This window comes from Amycolatopsis sp. NPDC058340 (assembly GCF_042723975.1).
Lineage (GTDB): Bacteria > Actinomycetota > Actinomycetes > Mycobacteriales > Pseudonocardiaceae > Amycolatopsis.
In genome coordinates, this window is the sequence record NZ_JBHXIB010000016.1 from 141,767 (window position 1) to 151,531 (window position 9,765).

Sequence of the window (9,765 nt, forward strand, 5' to 3'; positions counted from 1 at the left end):
TTCGCGGGGGCGGGCGGCGGCCCGCGCCTAGGGGGGCCCCAAAGCCCCTTTGCCCGCCGGCTTTGCCCCCATACGGCGCTTACCCCCCCACGGTCGCCGGGCGACAACGCCCGGCGGTAGCCAGGCCTTCACCACAGCGGACACTTCGCCTTACAGAGCGACAAGACCTCTGACGGACCGCGTTTAGTCCTCTGGACGCGGTCCTTGCACACGCAAGTACCGCATCCAGAGGACTATATGCGAAAGGGGGCTAGTTGCCGGCGGCGGCGATCCCGGGGGCGGGAGCCTGGGCGTTGCCCGCGATGCCGTACCGGCCCGCGCCGCCTTCGAGCTGCTCCCGCAGCGCCATGATCGTGGTGACCCGGCCCGCCGCGGTTTCCGCGTTGTCCACAGTGGACAGGATGGAGGTCGACGAGGTGTCGGCGCGGACGACGCCGATCGCGCCGGTGCCGTCGGCCGATCCCGAGTCGCCGGCCAGGACGGTGCCCGCACCGGAACGGTCGAGCTGCGCGGCGAACCGCGCGATGGTCGAGGCGCGGTCACCGGCGCCATCGCCGGTGTACTTGGAACCGGTGAGCACGATCGCGAGCTGCGCGGGTTTCACGTCCCCGCCGGTCTTGAGGAAACCACCGTCGGTGAGCCCGCCGAGCGCGGCCGCCAGCTCCACCGGGGTGGACTGCGGCTGCGCGTTGTCCTTGTTCAGCAACGCCACGGACCCGATCAGCGCGCCCGCGAGGGTGCCGGGGTCGCCCGCGGTCGGGAACTGGACACCGGCGGGCTGAAGACGCGAAACGACGTCACGCAGCTGATCGGAGCGCATCGGGTCGGAGAACGCCTCGGTCAGCTGGATCTCGCCGGTGACGGCGGCGCCCGACTGCCCGACGAGCTGCTTGAGCGCGTCGCGGTCCGCGGGTTTCGCGTCCTCGGTGGTCACCAGCACCACGGAACGCTTGTCCAGCTGCCCCGCGACGACCTTCGGCCCCATCGCGCCGGCGAACGCGTCCGCGTCGCCGAGCCTGGCGTTGAGCGAATTCCGCTGCGCCTCCAGATCCGCGACCTGGGAACCCAGATCCTCCTTCTGGCTGGCGAGCCCCGAGAGCAGGGAACCGTTCAGCGCCGTCGAGCCGAGCACCACCCCGATGGCGAGCGCCAAAAAGCAGGCGGCGATGGAAACGATGTGGTACCGCAGAGAAATCACGTGAAGAGTCCCTTGCCCCAGGCGATGAACGAGTTCCAGGTGTCGCGGATCCAGTCGAGGTACACCGAACCCACATCGGACACCAGCAGCGCGGCCGCGACGGCCACCAAGGTCGCGACGACCAGCAGGACGATGGCGCCGATGGACACCCGGCTGCGGTGCAGGGTCGCGACCGCCTTGCCGTCGACCAGTTTCGTGCCGAGCTTGAGCCTGGTGAGGAACGTCGACGGATTCGATCCGGACCGGCCGTGGTCGAGGAATTCCCGCAGTGTCGCCTGGAATCCGACCGTGACCACCAGACTCGCCTCGTGCGCGTCGGCCAGCAGCAGCGCCAGATCCTCGGCGTTGCCCGTCGCGGGGAAGGTGACCGCGCCGATCCCGAGGTCCTGGATGCGCTCGACCCCCGGCGCGTGCCCGTCCGGCTGCGCCGGGACCACGACCTCGCCACCGCTGCGCAGGGTTTCGGCGCCGATCCCGTGCGGGTCGCCGACGATGACGTCCGGCTGATACCCCTGCGCGCGCAGGGTGTCGGCCCCGGCGTCGACCCCGATCAGCACCGGCCGGTGCTCGGAGATGTACTTCTTCAGCTTCTTGAGGTCTTCGGCGTGCCCGTTGCCGCCCGCGACCACGAGGGCGTGGCGGTCCTTGAGCGGAACCCGGATCTCCGGGACACCGACGCCGTCGAGGATGAGGCTGCGTTCCCGGCGGAGGAATTCGATCGTGTTGGCGGAGAACGCCTCCAGCTGGGTGGACATCCCGGCCTTGGCTTCGATCATCTGGTCCGCGACGCTTTCCCGCGTCTGCTGGACACCCGAGCCGAGCTGCCGCTCTCCGATGTAGACGACGCCCTCGTGCAGGCGGAGTTTCGTGCCGTCCTTCACCTTGCGCAGCAGTTCGCCGCCGACCGAATCGACCAGCGGGATCCCGGCCTCGAGCAGGATCTCCGGGCCCAGGTTGGGGAACCGGCCCGAGATCGACGGCGAGGCGTTCACCACCGCCGCGACTTCGGCCTCCACCAAGGCATCGGCCGTCGACCGGTCGAGGTCGAGCTGGTCGAGGACGACGATGTCGCCAGGGCTCAGCCGGCGGAGCAGCTCACGCGTACGCCTGTCGACCCTGGCGACGCCGGTGATCCCGGGGAGGGTCTCTTGGTTACGCGAGAGCAAGCCGGTGAGCTTCATGCGACCGATAGTGACAAATCCGCGCGGCCTTCAGTGTCCGCCACGCCGATGGAAACACGCCGATTAACCCACACCGGTCCGGTCACGGCCGCGCGGGAGGCGCGTCGCGAAAGCCACTTTCGCGACGTTGAAGGTTGCGAAAGTGGCTTTCGCAACCTCACCCCGGGAGGTCGTGCCAGACCGCGGGCAGAAGCTACTTCGCCTTCTTCCGCTTCCCCCCGCGACGGGCTTTGGGCTTGTCCGGCGCGCTCTTGTCGGCCTCGGCCACGGCGAGCAATTCCTCCGCGTGCGCCCGGCCGGTCTCGGTGCTTTCCATTCCGGCGAGCATGCGCGCGAGCTCGACGACGCGCTCCGACTGTTCGAGCACGCGCACGCCACTGCGGGTCACCCCGCCGCTGGTGCCCTTGTCCACCACCAGATGCTGATCGGCGAACGCGGCCACCTGCGGCAGGTGCGTGACCACCAGGACCTGGTGACTGCGCGCCAGCCGCGCCAGCCGCCTGCCGATCTCGACCGCCGCGCGGCCGCCGACCCCGGCGTCGACCTCGTCGAACACCAGTGTCTGCACGGTGTCCGCGTGGGCGAGGACGACCTCGATCGCCAGCATCACACGGGAAAGCTCACCGCCGGAAGCGGCCTTGTGCACCGGGAGCGGCGGGGCGCCGTTGTGCGCCCGCAGCAGCAATTCGACGTCGTCGACGCCGTCGGGCCCGGCGTGCACGAGCCTGCCGCCGACCTTCACCGCGTGCGCGTCGCTCTCGTCGACGGTGCGCCGCTCGACGGTGATCTCGATCTCGGCCTGCCCCATGGCGAGCCCGGACATCTCGGCGGTGATCGCCTCGGCGAGTTCGGCGGCGGCCTCGACACGCGCCTCCGACAGCGTGAGCGCGTGTTCCGCCAGCGTGACGGCGAGTTCGTCGCGGCGCTTGGCCAATTCGGCGAGCGCCTCTTCGGAGGTGTCCATCGTGGACATCCGGCGACGGGCGTCGTCGGCCCAGGCGAGTACGCCGTCCACGTCCGCCGCGTATTTGCGGGTGAGCCGCTTCAGATCGGCCTGGCGCGCGAGCACCTTCTCCAGCAACGCGGGATCGGCGTCGAGCGTTTCGAGGTAGCTGCCCAGCTCGGTGCCCACTTCGGACAACAGCACCGAGGCCTCGTCCAGCCGGGGACCGAGTTCACGCAGGACGGCGTCTTCGGAACCGGTCAGGTGGCGGGTCGCCTCGCCGATCAGCCCCAGGGCGCCGGGCATGTCCGGATCGCCGTCCGCCGAACCGGCGACGGCGGCGTGCGCGGCGGTGGCCGCACCGCGCAGCTCGTCGACCGCGGCGAGCCGCTTGATCTGCTCGGTGAGTTCGGTGTCCTCGCCGGGTTCCGGCGCGACGGCGTCGATCTCGGCGAGCCCGTGGCGCAGCAGGTCGGCCTGCTGGGCCATCTCGCGGGAGCGGGTGGAGCGCTCGGTCAGTTCGGCGACGACGGCGAGCCATTCGTCCCGCACCGCGCGGTACTGCTCGAGCGGCTCGGTGACGGCCTCACCGGCGAACCGGTCGATCACCGCGCGCTGCTCGGCGGGCCGCAGCAGCCGCAGCTGATCGTTCTGCCCGTGGACCGCGATCAGCTGCTCGGACAGATCGGCCAGCACACCGACCGGCACCGAACGGCCGCCGAGGTGGGCACGGGACCGGCCGTCGACCGAGACCGCGCGCAGCGCGATGACGCTGCCGTCCTCGTCGACCTCCGCCCCGGCGTCGGTGACGATCCGGGTGGCGCCCTCGGCACCGCCCAGCTCGAAGCGGCCTTCCACGAAGGCCTTCAGCATTCCCGTCCGCACCTTGGACACTTCGGCTCGGCCGCCGGAGAGCAGGTGCAACCCGCTGACGACCATGGTCTTGCCCGCACCCGTCTCACCGGTGACGACGGTGAAGCCCGCGTGCAGTTCCAGCAGGGCGTCCTCGATGACTCCGAGGCCCTGGATGCGCATCTCGGCCAGCACGACGCCCACCGTAGCGGCCCACCCCGACCATTCCCGCACCCGGCACGTCATGAAAGGGGCCTTGACGACGAAAGTTGTCTTCAAGGGCCCTTTCACGACATCCGTCAGCGGGCGTGTCGCTCCCGCCAGCCCTTGATCGGCAGCGAGAACTTGTGCACCAGCCGGTCGGTGAACGGGCCTTCCCACAACCGGACCAGGCGCACCGGCACCCGGCCGCAGGTGACCCGCACGGCCGCGCCGGCGGGAAGATCGAAGGTCCGCGATCCGTCGCAGGTCAGGACCGCGGGCGAACCGTCCGGGTCGATGGCGACGGTGATCTCCGAGTCCCGCGAGACGACCAGCGGCCGGGAGAACATCGCGTGCGCGTTGCTCGGGACCACCAGCAGGGCCTGGACGTCCGGCCAGATGATCGGCCCGCCCGCGGAGAACGCGTACGCCGTCGAGCCGGTCGGGGTCGCGCACAGGACACCATCGCAACCGAAGGACGACACGGGCCGCCCGTCGACCTCGATGAGCGCGTCCAGCACCCGCTCCCGCGAGCTCTTCTCGACACTGGCCTCGTTGAGCGCCCACGTGTTGACGGTCTCTTCACCGTCGACGGTGACGACGACGTCGACCGTCATCCGCTCTTCGACCTGGTAGTCACCGTCGACGGCCCGCTGGACGGTGTCGGCGAGCTTGTCCGAATCGGCCTCGGCCAGGAAGCCGACCCGGCCGAGGTTCACACCGAGGACCGGGACACCGTTCGGCCTCGCCAGTTCCGCGGCGCGCAACAGCGTGCCGTCGCCGCCGAGCACGAACACCAGCTCGGTGCCTGCGGCCGGGTCCTGCTCCGGCGCCATGACCGTGCAGGGGGCGCCGATCCCGCCGTCGGCTTCCAGCATCTCCCGGACGTCCTCGTCGAGCACCCGGAGCCGCACACCCGCCTTGGCGAAACGGGCCGAAACCTCGCGTGCCGCGTCCCGGGTCGCGTCCCGGTCCGGGTGCACGACGAGCAGCACCTCGCGATCGCTCATTGGGGTCCCTCCAGGACTGCGGTCCGGACGAGCCGCTCGGCGTCGGTGCCGGCGGTCTCCCCCGCACCGCGGGTAAGCCAGACGAAGTATTCGACGTTCCCCGACGGCCCGGGAAGCGGGCTCGCCACGACGCCGCGCAGGTTCAGGTCCAGCTTTTCGGCCTCGGCGAGCACGCCGAGCACCGATTCGGCCCGCAGCTCCGGGTCACGGACGACGCCGCCGCTGCCGAGCCGGTCCTTGCCCACCTCGAACTGCGGTTTCACCATCGGCACCAGATCCGCGCCGTCCCGCGCGCAGGCGGCCAGCGCGGGCAGCACGAGTTTGAGCGAAATGAACGAGAGGTCCCCGACCACGAGGTCGACCTGCCCGCCGAGGTCTTCCGGGGTCAGGTTCCGGACGTTCGTCTTGTCCAGGACGACCACGCGGTCGTCGGTGCGCAGCCGCCAGTCCAGCAGGCCGCGGCCGACGTCGGCCGCGATCACCGTGGCGGCGCCGTTGCGCAGCAGGACGTCGGTGAAGCCACCGGTCGAGGCGCCCGCGTCGAGGCAGCGCTTTCCCTCGGCGGAAAGACCTTGCGGGGTGAAGGCTTCGAGCGCGCCGAGGAGTTTGTGCGCGCCGCGGGAGGCCCAGCCGGGGTCGTCGTTGTCGCGCACCACGATCGGCGCGCCGGACTCGACGCCGGTCGCGGGTTTGGTGGCCACCATCCCGCGCACGGTGACCTTGCCTTCGGCGATCAGCGCCGACGCCTGCTCCCGGGACCGGGCGAGACCCCGCCGGACGAGCTCCGCGTCCAGGCGGGCGCGTTTGGGCACGCGGTCAGACCTTGTCGATGGTGGACAGCGCGACGGTCAGCTCGGTGTGCACGGCCTCGAACCGGTCGACGTGCTCCGAAAGCGGAAGCGCCGCGAGGTCGTCGAGACCCGCCACGGCTTCGTCGATCCCGGCTCGGGGATCCGTGTCCTGCTGCGCGAACTGATCGGCCTGGACCGCCGGAGGCCCGGGCACCGGCGGAGGGCCCGGCACCGGCGGTCGCGGCACGGGGTGGAAGTGGTCTTGCACCCCACCAAGTTAGCAGCGCTGGTCAGCCGAGGCGCAGCTCGGCGAGCGCGGCGCGGGCGGTGTCGCCCACACCGCGGACCTCGGTGATCCCGGACTCCCAGGCCGCCGCGCACAACGCGCGCAGCAGGTCGAGAGGGCCGCCCTCACCGTCGGCTTCGAGCACGTCACCCTGTGCGGTGACACGCCAGCCGTCCTTGGGCCCGATCTCGAGCAGCTCCGCCCGGCTGCTCAGCCCGGACAGGTCCGCCGCGAGGTAGCGCGGACGCTCCTCGGGCCTCGCCGCGATCAGGGACGCCGCGTCGGCGACACCGGTCAGGACGCAGAGCGCGTCGATCCCGGCCGCGACCGCGCCCTCGATGTCCGTGTCCAGCCTGTCGCCCACGACGAGGGCACGCTCCGCACCCGCGTCGCGCGCCGCCGTCGTGAACAGCCCCGGCGCCGGTTTGCCCGCCACCAGTGGTTCGGCGCCGGTCGCGTGGCGCAACGCGGCCACCATCGACCCGTTGCCCGGCAGCAGGCCGCGTTCGCTGGGCAGGGTCGCGTCGACGTTGGTCGCCACCCAGAGCGCGCCCGCGCGGATGGCGAGGCACGCCTCCGCGAGCGCGGCCCAGGTGTTCTCCGGCGAGTGTCCTTGGACCACGGCCGCCACGTCCGGACCGGCTTCCCGGACCGTCTTGAGGCCGGCCGACTCGATCTGGGTGGCCAGCGAATCCGTGCCCACGACGAGGACCACCGCGCCCTGAGGCAGCCGCTCACCCAGCAGGGCGGCGGCGGCCTGAGAGCTCGTGTGGACCTCTTCGGGAGTGGCGGGCAGTCCGAGTGCCTCCAGGTGTGCGGAGACCTCCGCGGGCGCCTTGGAGGCGTTGTTGGTCACCCAACGGACGGCCGTGCCGTGGTCCCGAAGCGCCCGAAGCGCTTCCGGTGCGCCCGGGACCACCTTGCTGCCGTGATAGACCGTGCCGTCGAGGTCGAACAGGACCGCGTCGTACCCGGCCGACAGGGCGTCAGCCATTCGTGAGCTCCGCGGCGCGCTCGGCGGCGTCGGTCTCGTCCTCCTCGTCGGCCTCTGCCGCGTTCAGGAACCAGCGGATCGCCTCGTCCTTGCGGTCGGCCGCGGCGAGGTTGTCGGCGTAGGCGTAGAACAGCCGGGCGCTCCACGGGTCGCGCTTCTCCGCCTTGAGGTCGTCACCCTGCAGGGAGACGACGGCGGCGTCGAGCTGACCGAGGTCGCGCCGGGCACCGGCCGCGACGATCGCGAGCTCGATCTGGGTCGCTTTGGCCAGGCGCTCCTTGTCGACCTCCTTCGCGAGGTCGAGCGCCCGCTCCGGACGGCCGATGGCGCGCTCCGCGTCGGCGATGATCGCGATGTGGTCGTCGGTGCGGGTCATCCGGCGGACGGCCCGCAGCTCGGACAGCGCCTCGGACCAGTTGCCCGCGTGGTAGGCGACCAGGCCGAGCGCCTCACGGACGATCGGGACCCGCGACGCCTTGGCCTTCGCGTACTTGGCGTGCTCCATGGCGGCTTCGGGGTCTTCGTCGACGAGGCCGCCGGCCGCCACGAGGTGCTTGCCGACGGTTTCCGCGAGCGCCTTGGGCAGGGTGCGGAGCTCCCGGCGGACCTCCTCGTCGAGATCGGAGAACTCGATGCCTTCGGGCAGTTCCGGGGCCTCGAGCAGCTCACGCGCCAACGTCTCGTCGTCGACCGGCCGGTCCTCGGTGCGCGGCGAGGAACGGAAGTCCTTGCGGCCCTCGGAACGGTCACGCTGGGGACGGTCGTCGCGCTTGCGCTCGAACCCGCCACGGGAGTCGCCGCGCTTGTCGTCGTACCGCTTCTCCGGGCGGTCGGACGTGCGGCGGTTGTCACGGTCGCCGTAGGACTTGCGCTCGTAGCCACCACCGCTGGGACGACGGTCACCCGAGGACGAACCGCGCCGGTCGCCGTTGTACCCGCCGGAACGGGAACCGCCGCGATCGTCACGGTCGCGATAGGACTTGTCTCCACCGCGGTTGTCACGGTCCCCGTAGGACTTGCCCTGGGGACGGCCTTCGTAGCGGTTGCCGGACGGGCGGTCGTCGGACCGGCCGCGGCTGTCCGAGCCGAAGCCGGAACGGGCCGGGCGGCCCTCGGAGCGCTTCTCGTAGCGGCCCTCGGAACGGTTGTCCGAGCGGCTGTCCGACCGATTGTCGGAGCGGTTGTCGTAGCGGCGCTCGGGACGGCTGTCGGACGAGCGGTAGCCGCCCCGGTTCTCGGACCGGTAGCCACCACGGTTGTCGTTGCCCCGATTGTCACTGCCGCGGTTGTCGCCGCCGCGGTAACCGCCGCGGTCGCCGCCCCGGCTGTCGCGGTTGTCGGACCGGTAACCGCCGCGGTTGTCGCCACCCCGGCTGTCCGAGCGGTAACCGCCGCGGCTGTCTCCGCCACGGTTGTCCCGGCTGTCGCCGCCGCGGTAACCACCACGATCGCCGCCCCGGCTGTCGCGGCTGTCCGAGCGGTAGCCGCCGCGGTCGCCGCCCTTGTACTCGCGGTTGTCGCGCCGGTCGTCGGAGCGGAAGCCGCCACGACGATCGTTGTCGCGGCCGCCGGACCGGTCGTCGTTGTTGTAGCGGGGGCGGTTCTCGTCGCGCCCCTGGCCTGCGAACCGGCCGCCACCGGGGCGCTGGTCACGAGGACCGTCGCCACTGCGCGAGGGCTTGCCGGAGTAGCTGCCGGAACCGCGGGCACCGCGGTCGTCACGACGAGGGCGGCCCTGGTAGCCACCGTCGCGGCCGCCCCGGTCCTGCCTGCCGCCGGCGGAACCGCGCCGGTCACCTCGCTGCGCGTCAGACCGGCCTCCGCGGGGACTGTCGTCCCGGCGACCCGACCGGCCGGACGCGCCATCATCTGAGTCACGTCGACCGAACTCGGACACCTGGCCTCCTGCCACTATTGAAAAGTTTCGACACTGGGCCCACCCGTCAGGTGGGCCAACGGACCATTCTAGTCGGTCCATGGACATGAAAAGAGACAGGGCCCTGACCGGGGAGAACCTGTTGGGGTTCTCGACCCTGGTCAGGACCCTGTCCTGAAGTTAGTCCGGCGGTGTCCTACTCTCCCACAACCCTTCGGTTGCAGTACCATCGGCGCTGTCAGGCTTAGCTTCCGGGTTCGGAATGGGACCGGGCGTTTCCCTGACGCTATAACCACCGAAACACTATGAAACACTCCCCCACAACCTCACAACGAGGGGGTTGTGTGGTGTTTCAGAGCTGTAGAGTGGATGCGTAACATCTTTGTGGGCAAGTCCTCGGCCTATTAGTACCAGTCAACTCGACAACACATTA

8 protein-coding genes and 1 rRNA gene are annotated in these 9,765 nt (G+C 71.0%); all 9 read right to left on the bottom strand.

Annotated features, from left to right (window positions below; genetic code table 11):
• Nucleotides 1–250: 250 nt before the first annotated feature.
• A complete protein-coding gene (locus tag ACFWIW_RS20420; RefSeq protein WP_378369867.1) occupies nt 251–1,198 on the bottom strand; it encodes a copper transporter in 948 nt (315 codons plus the stop codon).
• A complete protein-coding gene (steA, locus tag ACFWIW_RS20425; protein ID WP_378369868.1) occupies nt 1,195–2,379 on the bottom strand; it encodes a putative cytokinetic ring protein SteA in 1,185 nt (394 codons plus the stop codon). Before steA ends, ACFWIW_RS20420 begins: the two co-directional genes overlap by 4 nt.
• Nucleotides 2,380–2,572: 193 nt before the next feature.
• Nucleotides 2,573–4,369 (bottom strand): DNA repair protein RecN, encoded by a 1,797-nt coding sequence (gene recN, locus ACFWIW_RS20430; protein ID WP_378369869.1) that lies wholly within the window; start codon nt 4,367–4,369, stop codon nt 2,573–2,575.
• Nucleotides 4,370–4,473: 104 nt separating this feature from the next.
• Nucleotides 4,474–5,385, bottom strand: coding sequence for an NAD kinase (locus tag ACFWIW_RS20435; protein WP_072026471.1), 912 nt, complete (start codon nt 5,383–5,385; stop codon nt 4,474–4,476).
• Complete coding sequence (locus ACFWIW_RS20440) at nt 5,382–6,197, bottom strand: TlyA family RNA methyltransferase (protein ID WP_378369870.1); 816 nt, start codon at nt 6,195–6,197, stop codon at nt 5,382–5,384. The genes ACFWIW_RS20435 and ACFWIW_RS20440 overlap by 4 nt, the downstream gene beginning before the upstream one ends.
• A gap of 4 nt (nt 6,198–6,201) precedes the next feature.
• Nucleotides 6,202–6,408, bottom strand: coding sequence for a hypothetical protein (locus tag ACFWIW_RS20445; RefSeq protein WP_039924600.1), 207 nt, complete (start codon nt 6,406–6,408; stop codon nt 6,202–6,204).
• A 58-nt stretch (nt 6,409–6,466) separates the two neighbouring features.
• Nucleotides 6,467–7,456, bottom strand: coding sequence for an HAD-IIA family hydrolase (locus tag ACFWIW_RS20450; protein WP_378369871.1), 990 nt, complete (start codon nt 7,454–7,456; stop codon nt 6,467–6,469).
• Entirely contained in the window at nt 7,449–9,353 is a 1,905-nt protein-coding gene (locus ACFWIW_RS20455) for a hypothetical protein (RefSeq protein WP_378369872.1), read from the bottom strand. The genes ACFWIW_RS20450 and ACFWIW_RS20455 overlap by 8 nt, the downstream gene beginning before the upstream one ends.
• A 162-nt stretch (nt 9,354–9,515) precedes the next feature.
• Nucleotides 9,516–9,632 (bottom strand): 5S ribosomal RNA (rrf, locus tag ACFWIW_RS20460).
• Nucleotides 9,633–9,765: the final 133 nt, after the last annotated feature.

Coding starts and splice junctions, on each gene's coding strand:
- ACFWIW_RS20450 (WP_378369871.1), bottom strand. CDS start 7,456: ATGGCTGACGCCCTGTCGGCCGGGTACGACGCGGTCCTGTTCGACCTC.
- ACFWIW_RS20435 (WP_072026471.1), bottom strand. CDS start 5,385: ATGAGCGATCGCGAGGTGCTGCTCGTCGTGCACCCGGACCGGGACGCG.
- steA (WP_378369868.1), bottom strand. CDS start 2,379: ATGAAGCTCACCGGCTTGCTCTCGCGTAACCAAGAGACCCTCCCCGGG.